We start from the raw sequence: 14,537 nt of genomic DNA on the forward strand, positions 1-14,537 counted from the left end.
CGACCTGGGCCCCACCCCGGTCGGAGGCGGTGCTGCTTCCCGGCTCAGGGCAGGCGCCGGGTCAGGAAGCCGTCGATCAGCGCGGCGATCTGCGCCGCGTGGGTCTCCAGGGCGAAGTGGCCGGCGGGCAGCAGATGCACCTCGGCCTGCGGCAGATCGCGGAGGAAGGCGACGGCGCCGCCCCGCACGAAGATCTCGTCGTGGGCGCCCCAGGCCGCGAGCAGCGGGACCTGGGAGGCGCGGAAGTACTCCTGGAACGCTGGGTACAGCGCGATGTTGCTGCCGTAGTCGCCGATCAGGGAGAGCTGGATCTCGTCCTGGCCCTCGCGCGCCATCAGTGCGGCGTCGTGCAGCCAGGCGTCGGGGCTGACCAGGGTCGGGTCCGGAACGCCGTGCGTGTACTGCCACTTGATGCCTTCGGGGGAGCGGATCTCCCGTACGGGCGCGGCGGTCTTCTCGTTCGGGTCCGCGATGTACGCGAGGACGGGTGCCCAGGCCTCGGTGCCGAGACCCTCCTCGTACGCGTTGCCGTTCTGCGTGACGATCGCGGTGACGCGCTCGGGGTGCGCGAGCGCCAGGCGCAGGCCGATGGGAGCGCCGTAGTCCTGGATGTAGAGCGCGAACCGCGTCAGGCCCAGTTTCTCGGTGAACTCCGCGGTGAGGTCGGCGAGTTCGGCGAAGGAGTACGTGAAGTCCTGTGTCGACGGGGTGGCGGAGCGGCCGAAGCCCAGATGATCAGGGGCGATGACGCGGTAGCGGTCGGCCAGGAGCGGGATGAGGTCGCGGAACATGTGCGAGCTGGAGGGGAAGCCGTGCAGCAGGAGGAGGACGGGGGCGTCGGCGCGGCCGGCCTCGCGGTAGGCGATCTCGTGGCCCCGGACGGTGATGGAGCGGTGGTGCGTTCTGTTGCTCATCTCTAACCCCTCAGGCGCGTTTTGGTGGTTGCCTCGGAGATGAGTAGAGCACGCGTCGACATAACCAGTCAACACGCTTTAAGGGGTTAGGCGTTGCTCTTCCCCGCCGCCGCGGTGATCACTTCGTCCAGCACGTCTCTGGCCCGCAGCAACTCCTCCACCATGCCGTCGATCCGCGCCCGCTCCACCGAGAGCTCCTCCACCAGCCACGGCGTCGCCTTCTCCGACGGGCCGCCGTCCTGGTCCCGCATGCAGGGCAGCAGCTGCACGATCTTCGCGCTGCACAGGCCCGCCGCGAACAGCTCCTGGATGTGCACGACCCGGTCGACCGCGGATTCCGGGTAGTCGCGGTGGCCGCCCGGTGTACGGTCCGCGTGCAGCAGGCCCTGCTTCTCGTAGTAGCGCAGGGACCGCTCGCTCACAGCGGTACGCTTCGCCAGCTCGCCGATCCTCATGTCACGCGTACCTCCGCACTTGAAGTACCTCCGCACTTGAATCTGACACCGGTGTCAGCTTCTACCGTTCCGGCATGACGAACACCAAGCTCCTCACACCGTATTCCGCCCCCACCGCCCACGGCCTGCGTCTGCCCAATCGCATCGTCATGGCCCCCATGAGCCGCCACCGCGCCACGGAGGACGGCACCCCGCTGCCGGTGGTCGCCGACCACTACGCCCAGCGTGCGAGCGCCGGCCTCATCGTCACCGAGGGCATCTGGCCCAGCAGCCGGGGCCAGAGCGGCTGGCGCTTCCCCGGCCTGGAGACCGCCGCGCACATCGAGGGATGGCGGCGGGTCACCGAGGCCGTGCACGCCGCGGGCGGCCGCATCTACGCCCAGCTGATGCACGGCGGCAGACACGGGCACCCGCTGTCCCGGATCGACGAGGACATTCCCGCGGCGCCGTCCGCCGTGCTCGTCGACCCGAGCCGCGTCCACGTGCGTGACGGCGGCAAGGCCGACCCGGTCACCCCGCGCGAGATGAGCGTCGACGAGATCCACACGGCGGTCCGGGACTTCGCCGACGCCGCGCGCAACGCCATCGCGGCGGGCTTCGACGGCGTCGAACTGCACGGCGCCAACAGCTACTTGATCCACCAGTTCCTCGCGGACAACTCCAACCTCCGTGACGACGAGTACGGCCGGAACACGATCGCCGACCGCATCCGCTTCGCCGTGGAGGTCGTCCGCGCCGTCGCCGACGCCATCGGCGCCGAGCGCCTGGGCCTGCGCCTCTCCCCGGGCAACCCGCAGTTCGGCATGACGGAGGCGGACCCCGGCCCCGTCTACCGCGCGCTGCTCGACGAGATCGACGGCCTCGGCCTTGCCTACCTCCACCTCACCGACAACGACAGCTACCCGGCCCTCACCGACCTGCGCCCCCACTGGCACGGCACCCTCATCGGCAACGTCGGCGAGAACGGCGACCCGACCACACGGGAGGCCGGGGAGGCGGTGCTGGCCGAGGGTCTCGCGGACCTCGTCTCGTACGGCCGTGCCTTCATCTCCAACCCCGACCTGCCGGAGCGGTTCGCGGTGGGCGCGCCGCTCCAGGAGATCGACGCGAGGCACCTCTACACCCACGGTGCCGAGGGCTACACCGACTACCCGTCCCTGGAGAGTCTGTTGGTCTCCGCTCAGGCCTCCGCTCAGACCTCCACGAGCACCTGATCAAGGGACTTCCGTACGAGGTCGGGGACCTGGCAGTCCGGCGCCGGGTAGCCCACGGGAATCACCGCGAACGCCTTCTCGTTCTCCGGCCTGCCGAGCACCTGCGACAGGAACCGCATCGGGCTCGGCGTGTGGATCAGCGCGGCGAGGCCGGACAGATGCAGCGCGGACAGCAGCATTCCCACCGCGATGCCCACCGACTCGTCGACGTAATAGTGCTTGTGCTTGGTGCCGTCCTCGCCCAGCCAGTAGCGCTGCTGGAAGACGACGATCAGGGCGGGGGCGTCCGTCAGATGCGGCTTCACCTCGTCCGTGCCCAGCGGGCGCAGGGCCGCGAGCCACTCCTCGCCGAGCCGCCCGTCGTACGAGACCTGCTCCTCGTGCTCGGCGGCCTCGCGGATACGGCGGCGCACCTCCGGGTCCTGGACGAGGACGAAGGTCCACGGCTGCTGGTGCGCGCCGGACGGCGCGGTCGCCGCGCACGCGACGGCGTCCCGCACGACCTGCGCGGGCACGGGGTCCGGGGCGAACTGCCGTACGGTGCGGCGCTCCCGCATCCGCTCGCGCAACTCGGCGGAACGGGTCAGGGACTGCGACTCGGGCATGCGCTCGGGGCGGTACGGAACGGAGCGGTAGGGCTCGCCGTGGATGGGGGTCCAGGGCCGTTCTGCGGTCTCGTCAGCCATGGTCCCGAGTGTGCCCCGGTCAGCTCCACCCCGTCACGATCAATGAGAGCCCGAGCGTGAATCCGCCCCCCAGCAAGGCCGGATACCGCCCGGGAAATCGGCGTGCGTACTCAGATATGGCCTGAGTACGGTGGAGAGGTGACCACGTTGCGTACGGCCCATACCTGTGACATCGACCCGGCCGAACTCCGTGCCGCCCGCGCCCTGATGGACGAGGCGTTCGACGGGGACTTCAGTGACCAGGACTGGGAGCACGGACTCGGCGGCATGCACGCGCTGGTGCACGACGACTCCGGCCTTCTCCTCGCGCACGGCTCCGTGGTGCAGCGCCGCATCCTGCACAACGGCCGTTCGCTGCGCGTCGGTTACGTCGAGGCGGTCGCCGTCCGCCCGGACCGGCAGCGGCAGGGTCTGGGCGGGCAGGTGATGGGCGCCCTGGAGCGGGTGATCGACCGGGCGTACGTCCTGGGCGCGCTCTCGGCGTCGGACGAGGGGGAGCGGCTCTACCTCGGGCGCGGCTGGCAGCGGTGGAAGGGTTCGGTCGGCACCCTCGGCCCGCAGGGCGCGGTCCCCATGCCGGACGAGGAACCCCCGTTCCTGTGGGGCGCCGACCTCGACCCGGCGCACGAACTCCTCATCGACTGGCGGGACGGTGACATCTTCTAGGCTCGTCTCAGGCGGTGACGATGATCTTGCCGAGGTTCTCGCCCCGCAGCATCCCCAGGAACGCGTCCACGATGGAGCCGAAGCCCTTCACCACGGTCTCGTCGAGCCCGACGTGCCCGCTCTGCAGATGCGGCACCACGAACTCGTACAACTCCTCCTGCACCGCGTAGTGGTCGCGGACCAGGAAGCCCTCCATGCGCAGGCTCTTCTCGACGATGTCGGGGAGGTTGCGCAGGGCGTACGGCGTGCCGGTGCTGTTGTACTGGGCGATCGTGCCGATGCGCACGATCCGTCCGAACTCGCGCAGCGAGGAGATCGCCGCTTCGAGGTGCTCGCCGCCGACGTTGTCCATGTAGAGGTCGATTCCCCCTGGCGCCGCCTTCGCGAGCAGCTCGGCCGTCGGGCCCGCGTGGTAGTCGAAGACCGCGTCGTAGCCGACGTGTTCCGTCAGGTACGCAGCCTTCGCAGCGGTGCCCGCGCTGCCGACGAGCCGCCCCGCGCCCATCAGCCGGGCGAGCCGCCCGGTGGCCGTGCCGACCCCGCCGCCCGCCGCGGAGACGAACACGTCCTGTCCCGGGCGGAGTTCGGCGATGCGGGTGAGGCCGACGTAGGCCGTGAGGCCGGTGCCGCCGAGGATGCTCAGGTGCGCGGAGAGCGGTACGCCCTCGAAGCGGGGGACGGCGCGTGCCTCCTCGGGGGTGACGACGGTGTGCGTGCGCCAGCCCTGCCGGTGGAAGACGATCTCGCCCTCGCGGAGCGCGGGGTCGCGGGACTCGATGACGCGGCCGAGGGTGCGGCCCTCCAGGGGTGCGTTCAGGGCGAAGTCGCCGTCCATCATTTCGCGGTGGTAGGGGTCCACCGACCAGTACAGGTTCTCCACCAGGGCGGTGCCCGGCCTGGGCCGGGGCAGCGCCGACTCGACGAAGGCGAAGTGGTCGCGGGTGGGGAAGCCGTGGGGGCGGGCGGTCTGGTGCACGGTGAGCGCGGTCTCGGTCATGGCGGTGACCGTACGGAGGAATGCGGGGGTGGGGCAGTGGGTTGCGCTCATGGAACGGCCCGAACCATGAAGAGCCCTCATAGAAGCAGGTGGAACCCCCGATGAGTGCTGCCGGAACAGCGCGTACGGCGAACACGGCGAGTGCGACCGCCGCCGCCACCGACCTTGCCCCGCACGAACTGCGCATCCTCGTCGCCGTCGACCGCGAGCGCGGATTCTCGGCGGCGGCCCAGGCGCTCGGGGTGACCCAGTCCGCGGTCTCGCACTCCATCCGCGGCACGGAACGCAAGGTCGGGGCGGTGCTCTTCGAGCGCGGCCGCAAGGGCGCGACCCCGACCCCGGCCGGCGTTGCCGCCGCCGCCCATGCCCGGCGCGTCCTGCGGCTTCTGGACACCCTGGCCGCGGAGGCCCGCGGCGCCGCACAGGGCACGGCCGCGGGAGTGCTGCGCATCGCCGCCTTCCGCAGCGTGGCCCTGCATCTGCTGCCGCCCGTCCTGGAGCGGCTCACCGCCCGCCATCCCGGCATCGAGCCGCAGGTGCGCGTGGTGCGTGAGCTGGGGTCCGGGACCGCGGGTGAGGTCGCCGAGGGGCGGGCGGACGTGGGCATCGCGACGATCGGAGCTTCCTCGCCGGTGCCCGCCGGGCTCATCGGTGACGTACTCATCGAGGAGCCGTACTCGCTGGTGCACCCGGCGGGACACCCCGACCCGCGCTCCCTGCCCCTCGTGGACTGGCACGAGAACTGCGGCTCCTACACCCGGCAGTGGTGGGCCGGACAGGACTGGATCCCGAGGGCGACCGTGCTGACCGAGGACGACGGAGCGGTGCTCTCGATGGTGAGCAGGGGGCACGGCATGGCGATCATGCCCGCGCTCTCGCTGAACGGAGCACCGGACGGAATCGAGATCACCGATCTCGGTCCGGAGCGCCCGACGCGTTCCGTGGGCTACGTCACCACGCCGGAGCTGGCCTCCACGGTCGCTGTCCGCGCCCTCATCCGCGAGCTCAGGGCCTCCAAAGGAGGGGCCGTGGAAGAAGGCCGTCTCAGATAGTAGGAAGTCCGAGTAATTGTGGAGACAGACGCTCCGTCCTCGCTTAGCTTTGTAGGAGCCGAACGTCTCGCTCGATCAAGCGAATGGCGGTCGTGAGCCGGAGCCCCTTGCAGGCAACCCCTGCGGGCTCCACCGCTCCCCGCCCCTCCGGCGTCTCGAAATACCCCCTTCCCTCAAGGAGTGGATCCCCCATGGCCGAGACGACCGCACGCCGAGTCCGCCACGCCTCCCGTACCAGCGATTCCGACCGCAGGAAGGCCGCCGCAGCCCTGCAGCGCGCCCTCGACCGCAGGGACAACGGCGGCGAGACGGGTCACTGAACCCCGCGCACCACCTCGAAGTGGTCCACGCGCTCTCCGCTCTCGGCGAGCGCGGAGACCGTCAGCTTCGGGTGCGCGCCGGCCGTCACCTCCACCGCGAGGAACGAGAAGCCGGTGTACCGCACCCGTGACCACTCGACGCTGTCCGGATCGTGCCGGCGCGACTTGGTCCAGTGGAACGACTTGATCGCATCCCGGTCGTCGACGTGGCCCTCGTAGCTGTCCTTCACGCCCGCCGGAAAGCTGTAGAGGTCCTTGCCCGCGCCGCCCGCGGTGACGTACACGATGCCGTCGCGCGTCGGATCAGTCGACGCGCCGACCGGTACGGGCTTGCCGACCTCGCTGCCCCTGATCGCGTCGGTGCGTTCGTAGACGTGGTTGTGGCCGTTGACGACCAGGTCCACCTGGTGCCTGGTGAACAGTTCGAGCCACGCGTCGCGCACCCCGCCGTCGGACCCGTGCGTCGCCGTCGAGTACATGCAGTGGTGGAAGAAGACCACGACGAAGTCGATGCCCTCCTCCGCCCGCAGCTCGCCGAGGCGCTTGTCCAGCCACGCCGTCTGCCTGCCGTCCGTGTAGCCCTTGTTGGCCGGGATCTCGTACGAGACGTCGTTCGCGTCGAGCGCGACGACGCCGACATTGCCGTACGTGAAGGAGTAGACGCCCGGCGCGTTCTTCGGGTCGAAGCCGTTCTCGGGCAGTGACCAGCGGGCGGACTGCCCGCCGTAGCCGTTCGGCGAGTACCAAGCCTCCATGTCGTGGTTGCCGGTCGTCACCATCCACGGGACCGACTTCGCCACGGACTCCGTCTGCGCGAGGAAGGTGTCCCAGACGCGTGCGTCGTACGTGTCGGACTCCTTGCCGTGCCCGGTGCTGTCCGCGTAGCAGATGTCGCCCGCGTGCAGATGGAAGGACGGGTTCTGGGCCAGGATCAACTGGTCGTTGGCGAGCGCGTCGTAGCTCACGCCCTGGTCGCCGAAGGCCGTGAAGACGAACTTCTCCGCCGTCGCCGGCGCCGTGCGGAAGGAGCCGATCGTCGCCATCCGCTCGGGCGAGGCAGGGTCGAAACCCTCGTGGCCGACGCCGTAGTAGTACGTCGTGCCGGGCCGCAGGCCGTCGAGCGCCGCGTGCAGGTAGTACTGCTCGACCGCGGGCAGCTTCTTCGACAGGGACGGGGTGTGCAGATCGCGCACCTCCGCCTCGATCTTCCGGCTCAGTTCCCAGGGCTTCAGCCCCACCCGCAGATACGGGGACCTGACCGCGAACGGCACCTGCCAGGAGACGCGCATCTGCGTCTTCGGGTCGGCCCCGAAGGCGAGATGCCGGGCGAAGGGCGCCACCAGCCTGCCGTCGACCTTGACCGGCGCGGACGGCGCGGAGGTCGCGGTGAGCGGGCTCGACGCCGAAGCGCTCTCGCCCTGGGTGCCGCCCGAACTGCCCGCGAGCAGGCCGATGCCGCCGACCGTCCCGGCCGCGGCGAACGAACCGGCCAGGACCTTGCGCCGGGACAGCTTCCTGCGCAGGTACTCGTGCTGCTCCGGCATGCTCATCCCGGCCGCGAGCCGTTCCGGTATGCCGACGTTGGGGGTGTCCATGTCCCTACAAGTTCCCGGTGACTTCCAACTACCGCCAGGCCTGAGGGTGAAGGGCGGGTGGCCATGTGGTGACGCACCCATGGCGTGACCAGGGGTGTCCGCATGCCGGACTGCGTGTGTCATCCCCTGGGACGACGCGTACGCTGCTGGCATGTCTCGCAGCATCAATCTCGCAGTGATCCCCGGTGATGGAATCGGCCAGGAAGTCGTGGCCCAGGGGCTCAAGGTCCTCAATGCCGTCCTCCCGCAGGATGTGAAGCTGGAGACCAAGGAGTTCGACTTCGGCGCCAAGCGCTACCACGCGACCGGTGAGACCCTCACCGACGCCGACGTCGAGGCCCTCAAGCAGTACGACGCGATCCTCCTCGGCGCGATCGGCGACCCCTCGGTCCCGTCCGGCGTCCTGGAACGCGGCTTCCTGCTGAAGCTCCGCTTCCTCTTCGACCACCACGTCAACCTGCGGCCCTCGAAGCTGCTCCCGGGTGTGGCGACCCCGCTCAAGGGCCAGCCCGAGATCGACTTCATCGTCGTACGCGAGGGAACCGAGGGCCCGTACACGGGCAACGGCGGCTCGATCCGCACGGGCACCCCGCACGAGGTCGCCACCGAGGTCTCCGTCAACACCGCCTTCGGTGTGGAGCGCGTGGTCCGTGACGCCTTCGCCCGCGCGCAGGCCCGCCCGCGCAAGAAGCTGACGCTGGTCCACAAGAACAACGTCCTCGCCTACGCCGGTCATCTCTGGACGAACGTCTTCAACGAGGTGGCGAAGGACTTCCCGGACGTCACCACCGACTACATCCACGTCGACGCCGCGACGATCTACCTCGTCACCGACCCGGGCCGTTTCGACGTGATCGTCACCGACAACCTGTTCGGCGACATCATCACCGACCTCGCGGCCGCCGTCTCCGGCGGCATCGGCGTCGCGGCATCGGGCAACATCAACCCGAGCCGCGAGTTCCCGTCGATGTTCGAGCCCGTGCACGGCTCCGCGCCGGACATCGCGGGCCAGGGCAAGGCCGACCCGTCGGCCACCGTCCTGTCCGTCGCGCTGCTCCTGCGGCACCTGGGCCACGAGGACCAGGCGGCGCGCATCGAGACCGCGGTCTCCACCGACCTGGCGGAGCGCGGCGACACGGTCCGCACCACCGAGCAGATCGGCGACGCGCTCGCCGTACGAGTAGCCGGCTGACCCGGCGGCTCATCCCTTTGCACAGAAGCCGCCGGGTCTGGTTCACCACCCGGCGGCTTCTCGTATGCGGCTCCGGGTGCCACCATCGACCCCTGGGCCGCATTCACGCTGTTTCTTCCTCGGCGCCCCGCGAGCGATAATCGAACGTGGGGCCGCGGAATGCAGGGTTACTCGGACGTCCTAGTACGACAAGTACTGGCGTGAGCGCGGTCCGTCACCATCACACCGTGAAGGACTAGTACTCATGACGACGACGCCGACACCCACGATCGAGCTCAAGCCCACCTCGAGCCCGCTGTCCAAGGCGGAGCGAGAGGCGATTTTGGCCAACCCCGGGTTCGGCCGCCACTTCACCGACCACATGGTGACGATCAAGTGGACGGAGGGGCGCGGCTGGCACGACGGCCAGCTCGTGCCGTACGGCCCGCTCTCCCTCGACCCGGCGACCAACGTCCTGCACTACGCGCAGGAGATCTTCGAGGGCCTGAAGGCCTACCGGCAGCCCGACGGCTCGGTGGCCTCCTTCCGCCCCGACGCCAACGCGGAGCGCTTCCAGCGCTCCGCGCGGCGGCTCGCGATGCCGGAGCTTCCGGTCGAGACGTTCATCGAGGCGTGCGACGCGCTGGTGAAGGCGGACAAGGCGTGGGTGCCGGCGCACGGCGGCGAGGAGTCGCTCTACCTGCGGCCGTTCATGATCGCCAGTGAGGTCGGCCTGGGCGTGAAGCCCGCCAACGAGTACCTCTTCATCGTCATCGCCTCGCCCGCGGGCGCGTACTTCCCCGGTGGCGTCAAGCCCGTCTCCATCTGGCTGTCGGAGGACCGCGTGCGCGCCGTCCCCGGTGGCGTGGGCGACGCCAAGACCGGCGGCAACTACGCGGCGTCCCTGCTCGCGCAGGCCGAGGCCGCGGAGAAGGGCTGCGACCAGGTCGCCTACCTGGACGCCGTGGAGCACAAGTGGGTCGAGGAGCTCGGCGGCATGAACCTGTACTTCGTGTACGGGGCTGAGTCCAATGAGAAGCCTGTGATCGTGACGCCGACCCTGACGGGCTCGCTGCTCGCCGGGATCACCCGTGACTCGCTGCTCACGGTCGCCCAGGACCTCGGCTTCAAGTCGGAGGAGTCGCGGGTCTCGATCGACCAGTGGCAGGCGGACACGGCCGAGGGCACGCTGACGGAGGTCTTCGCGTGCGGTACGGCCGCGGTGATCACCCCCGTGGGCACGGTCAAGTGCCGCTCGGGCGAGTGGACCCAGAGCGGCGGCGAGCCGGGCCCGGTCACGATGAAGCTGCGCGAGGCGCTGCTCGACGTGCAGCGCGGCACGTCGGAGGACAAGCACGGCTGGATGCATGACCTCGGCTGAGGGCTTCACCCAGTAGGACCGCAGGAGGCCGGGCCCGGAAGCAGAACTTCCGGGCCCGGCCTCCTGCGTCTACGGCGTCGGCACGCTGACCGCGGGTTCACCGGCCGGTTCGGGCGCCCCCTGGCGTTCCAGGACCGCGTACGCCACACCCCCCACCACCCCCGACAGCAGGAAACTGCAGTCCACCCCGCCGGTGAGGGAGAGCAGTGGCCCCTCGTAGGAGGGGAGCGAGACCGCCGCGAGGCCGACCACCGCGCCCAGCGCCCAGCTCACCGTCGCCGGGATGTTCCAGCCCGCGCGGTACCAGTAGATCCCGCCCCGGGAACGGCGGTTGAAGACCTGGAGCGCCTCCGCGTCGTACGCGCCCCCGCAGCGGACGAAGCCGATCAGGGTGATCACCGCCCACGGTGTGCCGATGGCGGTGAGCAGGAGCACGAAGGACGTCATCGCGTCCTGTGCCTCCCACGCGTAGTGCCCCACGAACACGCACCCCGTGGCGACCACCGCCACGGTGTACGTCGCGCGGGCCCGCGACGCCCGGGGCAGGATCGCGTCGAGGTCCAGGCCCATCGAGTACAGCATCAGGCCCGCGTTGCCGACCGAGCCCGCGGAGGCGGCCAGGAGCAGCGGGACCAGGTACCAGCCGGGGGCCGCCGAGACCAGCGGCCCGGCGTAGTCGAGCGCCGCGCCCGCCGCGTACGCCGTGAACGTGCCGAAGAGCTGGGGGACGAGGAGCCCGGCGAGCAGGCCGGCCCACGACGCCCGCAGCACCGTGCGGGAGCTGTGGCGGGCGGGAGAGACGTAGCGCGTGTAGTCGCCCAGGAGGGTGATGAACGCGATCGGGCCGCTCAGGCCCGCCGCCACCAGGGCGAGGAGCCACGTCGGCCAGAACGAGCCGAGGAGGTAGCCGCCCGCGTCGGGGAGCGGCGACGTCGTGAAGTCGGGGGCGTAGGCCACCGCCCCGAGGATCAGGAGCGCCGTCATGCCGACCGCGAGGACGCGCGAGAGGCGCAGCAGCACCCGGTAGCCGTAGACCGCGCCCGCCACCGTGGCGGCGGCGAGGAGCGCGTACACGAGCCCGTACGAGAGGCCGTTCGCGGGAAGTCCCGTCAGGCGGTGCAGCACGCCCACCATCACGTCGCCGCCGATCCAGACGGTCAGCGCGGTGTAGCCGAGGGACAGCAGGAGGCCGACGACCGAGCCGACAAGCCGGCCACGCACGCCGAACTGGGCTCCGGACGAGGTGGAGAGGTTCGTGCCCGTACGGAGCGAGACCAGGGCCAGCGGCGCGGTCAGGGCCGTGCCGATGACCGTGCCCGCCACCACCGAGGTGACCGACGCCCACCAGCCGAGGCCGAACGACACCGGCAGCCAGCCGAAGACGATCACCCCCAGGCAGAGGTTGGAGCCGAGCAGGATCGAGATGAGATCGCGGGGGCCGCTGGTGCGTTCCCCGTCCGGGATGGTGTCGACTCCGCGCTGTTCTATCGGCATGAGGGTGCCCCTGACGCTCGATCGTGGCCGCCTGCGCACACAGGCTGCCGGACGACTGTTTGAGTGCCGCTCAATGTGACCTGAGTCAAGCTCACACGTCAATGTTTCCGCCGCATCAATCTCATGGTTAGAGTGTCATTCAAACGATGGAGGTGTGGTGGCGTGCGGCTTACCCCCACGGAACGCGACCGGCTGCTGCTCTTCGGGGCCGCCGAGCTGGCCAGGGCCCGCAAGGCGCGCGGCCTCAGACTCAACGTCCCCGAGGCGACCGCCCTGATCGCGGACACGGTGTGCGAGGCGGCCCGCGACGGGGCCAGGCTCGCCGAGGCGATCGAACGGGCCCGCTCGGTCCTCGGGCCCGACGACGTCCTGCCGGGCGTCGCCGACGTGGTGACCGAGGTGCATGTGGAGGCCGTCTTCGACGACGGGTCCCGGCTCGCGGTCGTCTCGCAGCCCATCGGGGAGGGGCTCGGCAGCGAGGCGCCGGGCGCGCTGCTGCCCGGTGCCGAGCACGAGGAGCCGTCGCCCGTCGCGACGATCGCCGTGCACAACACGGCCACCGTGCCCGTCTCCGTGACCTCGCATTTCCACTTCTTCGAGGCCAACCCCCGGCTCGACTTCGACCGCCCGGCCGCGTACGGCATGCGGCTCGCGGTGCCCGCCGGGTCCTCGGTCCGCTTCGGGCCCGGCGAGAGCGCCGAGGTCGGGCTTCTTCCGATCGGCGGCGAACGGATCGCGATCGGCTTCGCCGGTCTCGTCGACGGGCCGCTGGACGCGCCGGGTGCCCGCGAAGAGGCCCTGCGCCGCGCCGCCGCCTGCGGCTACCTCGGCATTCCGGAAACGACTGAGCAGGAGGTGGAGCGATGAGCCGCCCCGGAGGACACCCCGCCGAACCGCGCCGCCTCACCCCGTACGAGTACGCCGCCACGCACGGCCCCCGGGCCGGTGACCGCGTCAGGCTCGGCGACTCGGGCCTGACCGTCCGCGTGGAGTCCGACGCGCAGAAGTACGGCGAGGAGTTCCTCGCCGGGTTCGGCAAGACCGCCCGCGACGGACTGCACCTGAAGGCCGCCGCGGTCCGCGAGACCTGTGACGTCGTGATCAGCAACGTGCTGGTGATCGACGCGGTGCAGGGCATCCGCAAGGTGTCGATCGGCATCCGCGAAGGCCGTATCCACGCCATCGGGCGCGCCGGCAACCCGGACACCCTCGACGGTGTCGACGTCGTCGTCGGCACCGGCACATCCATCGTCTCGGGCGAGGGGCTCATCGCCACCGCCGGAGCCGTGGACACGCACGTCCACCTGCTCTCGCCGCGCATCATGGAGGCCTCGCTCGCCTCCGGCGTCACCACGGTCATCGGCCAGGAGTTCGGGCCCGTGTGGGGCGTGGGCGTCAACTCGCCCTGGGCGCTGCGGCACGCGTTCAACGCCTTCGACGCCTGGCCGGTCAACATCGGCTTCCTCGGCCGGGGTTCGTCCTCGCACGACGCCCCGCTGATCGAGGCGCTCGCCGAGGGCGGGGCCTCGGGCTTCAAGGTGCACGAGGACATGGGCGCCCATACGCGTGCGCTCGACACCGCACTGCGGGTCGCCGAAGAGCATGACGTGCAAGTCGCCCTGCACAGCGACGGGTTGAACGAGTGCCTCTCCGTCGAGGACACCCTGAAGGTCCTCGAAGGCCGCACCATTCACGCCTTCCACATCGAGGGCTGCGGCGGCGGGCACGTGCCCAACGTCCTGAAGATGGCGGGCGTGCCGAACGTGATCGGCTCCTCCACCAACCCCACGCTGCCCTTCGGGCGCGACGCCGTCGCCGAGCACTACGGCATGATCGTCTCGGTCCACGACCTGAAGACCGACCTGCCGGGCGACGCCGCCATGGCCCGCGACCGCATCCGCGCCGGGACCATGGGCGCCGAGGACGTGCTGCACGACCTGGGCGCCATCGGCATCACCTCGTCCGACGCGCAGGGCATGGGGCGCGCGGGCGAGACCGTACGCAGGACCTTCGCGATGGCCGGGAAGATGAAGGCCGAGCTCGGCCCCATGGCTGGCGACGGCGACGGCGACGACAATGCGCGCGTCCTGCGCTACATGGCCAAGCTGACCATCAACCCCGCCATCGCCCACGGCCTCGCCCACGAGGTCGGCTCCATCGAGGTCGGCAAGATGGCCGACATCGTGCTCTGGCGGCCCGAATTCTTCGGCGCCAAACCGCAGTTGGTCCTCAAGTCGGGCTTCCCCGCCTACGGCGTCGTGGGAGACCCGAACGCGGCGACCGACACCTGCGAGCCCCTCGTCCTCGGCCCGCAGTTCGGCGCGTACGGCTCGACGCCCGCCGACATCTCGGTGGCCTTCGTCGCCCAGGCCGCCGTCGACCAGGGCAACGACAAGATGCCCACGCGCCGCAGAAGGGTCGCCGTGCGCGGCACCCGCGGCATCGGCCCCGCCGACCTGCGCCTCAACTCCCGCACCGGGGCCGTCGACGTCGACCAGCGCTCCGGCCTGGTCACGCTCGACGGCGACCCGCTCCGGTCCGAGCCCGCCGACTCCGTCTCCCTCAACCGCCTCTACTTCCTTTAAGGGTGTA

At 70.6% G+C, this 14,537-nt stretch carries 14 protein-coding genes; 8 read left to right on the forward strand and 6 right to left on the reverse strand.

Going from position 1 to position 14,537, the window contains the following annotated elements:
- Positions 1-44 precede the first annotated feature (44 nt).
- Together AB0I66_RS37045 and AB0I66_RS37050 are read right to left on the reverse strand one after the other, a co-directional pair.
- Entirely contained in the window at positions 45-914 is an 870-nt protein-coding gene (locus tag AB0I66_RS37045) for an alpha/beta fold hydrolase (RefSeq protein WP_363212463.1), read from the reverse strand.
- Positions 915-1,000: 86 nt separating this feature from the next.
- Positions 1,001-1,369, reverse strand: coding sequence for a MerR family transcriptional regulator (locus tag AB0I66_RS37050; RefSeq protein WP_363212464.1), 369 nt, complete (start codon positions 1,367-1,369; stop codon positions 1,001-1,003).
- 74 nt (positions 1,370-1,443) lie between these two features.
- Here AB0I66_RS37050 and AB0I66_RS37055 point away from each other — a divergent pair, with 74 nt between their 5' ends.
- Positions 1,444-2,583: an alkene reductase gene (locus AB0I66_RS37055; RefSeq protein ID WP_363212465.1), complete on the forward strand. Its 1,140-nt coding sequence runs from the start codon at positions 1,444-1,446 to the stop codon at positions 2,581-2,583.
- On the opposite strand, the gene AB0I66_RS37060 is transcribed toward AB0I66_RS37055, so the two are convergent.
- Positions 2,562-3,269: a nitroreductase family protein gene (locus AB0I66_RS37060; protein ID WP_363212467.1), complete on the reverse strand. Its 708-nt coding sequence runs from the start codon at positions 3,267-3,269 to the stop codon at positions 2,562-2,564. The two genes, AB0I66_RS37055 and AB0I66_RS37060, sit on opposite strands and share 22 nt — an antisense overlap.
- 138 nt (positions 3,270-3,407) lie before the next feature.
- Between AB0I66_RS37060 and AB0I66_RS37065 the strand changes: the two genes are divergently transcribed.
- Entirely contained in the window at positions 3,408-3,935 is a 528-nt protein-coding gene (locus AB0I66_RS37065; protein WP_363212468.1) for a GNAT family N-acetyltransferase, read from the forward strand.
- Between the two features lie 7 nt (positions 3,936-3,942).
- Here the strand turns inward: AB0I66_RS37065 and AB0I66_RS37070 are convergent, their stop codons facing one another.
- The gene (locus AB0I66_RS37070) at positions 3,943-4,932 is read right to left on the reverse strand and encodes an NADP-dependent oxidoreductase (RefSeq protein WP_363212469.1); all 990 of its coding nucleotides are present in this window, start codon (positions 4,930-4,932) and stop codon (positions 3,943-3,945) included.
- A 101-nt stretch (positions 4,933-5,033) separates the two neighbouring features.
- On the opposite strand from AB0I66_RS37070, the gene AB0I66_RS37075 reads away from it, so the two are divergent.
- Positions 5,034-5,984: a LysR family transcriptional regulator gene (locus AB0I66_RS37075; protein WP_363212470.1), complete on the forward strand. Its 951-nt coding sequence runs from the start codon at positions 5,034-5,036 to the stop codon at positions 5,982-5,984.
- Positions 5,985-6,175: 191 nt separating this feature from the next.
- The gene (locus AB0I66_RS37080; RefSeq protein ID WP_268251300.1) at positions 6,176-6,304 is read left to right on the forward strand and encodes a hypothetical protein; all 129 of its coding nucleotides are present in this window, start codon (positions 6,176-6,178) and stop codon (positions 6,302-6,304) included.
- On the opposite strand, the gene AB0I66_RS37085 is transcribed toward AB0I66_RS37080, so the two are convergent.
- A complete protein-coding gene (locus tag AB0I66_RS37085) occupies positions 6,298-7,899 on the reverse strand; it encodes a metallophosphoesterase family protein (protein ID WP_363212471.1) in 1,602 nt (533 codons plus the stop codon). The genes AB0I66_RS37080 and AB0I66_RS37085 overlap by 7 nt on opposite strands.
- A 151-nt stretch (positions 7,900-8,050) precedes the next feature.
- Here AB0I66_RS37085 and AB0I66_RS37090 point away from each other — a divergent pair, with 151 nt between their 5' ends.
- Together AB0I66_RS37090 and AB0I66_RS37095 are read left to right on the forward strand one after the other, a co-directional pair.
- Complete coding sequence (locus AB0I66_RS37090) at positions 8,051-9,091, forward strand: 3-isopropylmalate dehydrogenase (RefSeq protein WP_363212472.1); 1,041 nt, start codon at positions 8,051-8,053, stop codon at positions 9,089-9,091.
- 244 nt (positions 9,092-9,335) lie between these two features.
- Positions 9,336-10,451, forward strand: a complete 1,116-nt coding sequence (locus AB0I66_RS37095; RefSeq protein WP_363212473.1) for a branched-chain amino acid aminotransferase — start codon at positions 9,336-9,338, stop codon at positions 10,449-10,451.
- A 69-nt stretch (positions 10,452-10,520) separates the two neighbouring features.
- On the opposite strand, the gene AB0I66_RS37100 is transcribed toward AB0I66_RS37095, so the two are convergent.
- On the reverse strand, positions 10,521-11,945 hold the full coding sequence (locus AB0I66_RS37100) for a cytosine permease (protein ID WP_363212474.1): 1,425 nt from the start codon (positions 11,943-11,945) through the stop codon (positions 10,521-10,523).
- 162 nt (positions 11,946-12,107) lie between these two features.
- Here AB0I66_RS37100 and ureA point away from each other — a divergent pair, with 162 nt between their 5' ends.
- Both ureA and AB0I66_RS37110 read left to right on the forward strand, forming a co-directional pair.
- Positions 12,108-12,812, forward strand: coding sequence for an urease subunit gamma (gene ureA, locus AB0I66_RS37105; RefSeq protein ID WP_363212475.1), 705 nt, complete (start codon positions 12,108-12,110; stop codon positions 12,810-12,812).
- On the forward strand, positions 12,809-14,530 hold the full coding sequence (locus AB0I66_RS37110; RefSeq protein WP_363212476.1) for an urease subunit alpha: 1,722 nt from the start codon (positions 12,809-12,811) through the stop codon (positions 14,528-14,530). The genes ureA and AB0I66_RS37110 overlap by 4 nt, the downstream gene beginning before the upstream one ends.
- Positions 14,531-14,537 lie beyond the last annotated feature (7 nt).

The organism is Streptomyces sp. NPDC050439 (genome assembly GCF_040655335.1).
GTDB lineage: Bacteria > Actinomycetota > Actinomycetes > Streptomycetales > Streptomycetaceae > Streptomyces.